This is a genomic window from Pseudomonas sp. 2822-17, assembly GCF_002742485.1.
Taxonomy (GTDB): Bacteria; Pseudomonadota; Gammaproteobacteria; order Pseudomonadales; family Pseudomonadaceae; genus Aquipseudomonas; species Aquipseudomonas cyclaminis.
In genome coordinates this window covers 1-294 of record NZ_LJRZ01000052.1, presented here as the reverse complement: position 1 = coordinate 294, position 294 = coordinate 1, and the positions used below count along the sequence as shown (strand labels likewise).

The following is a 294-nucleotide window of genomic DNA, read 5'->3' as shown; positions in this document are numbered from 1 at the left end:
AAGGGTAGCAGATTTTTGAAAGTAAGTTTATAAACAAATTTATACAATATGACTAACAAGCTCCAAGGAGGTCATATGTATGAAAGAATATATGCAGGTTACGCCTATGTTAGATTATGATTGCACAGAGATACAGCAATTAGTAGAGGAAAGGAAATGGCGAGGAAAAGATGAGTTTCAGAAGATACTAGGTATATATAATTTCGTTAGAGATGAAATTAAATTTGGTTATAATATTGACGACAATATACCAGCAAGCAGCGTTCTAGCCGATGGGTATGGACAGTGTAATAC

At 34.0% G+C, this 294-nt stretch carries 1 pseudogene; it reads left to right on the top strand.

From position 1 onward, the window contains the following. Positions 1-79: 79 nt before the first annotated feature. Positions 80-294: pseudogene (locus AOA60_RS00795) on the top strand (transglutaminase); the annotation flags it as partial.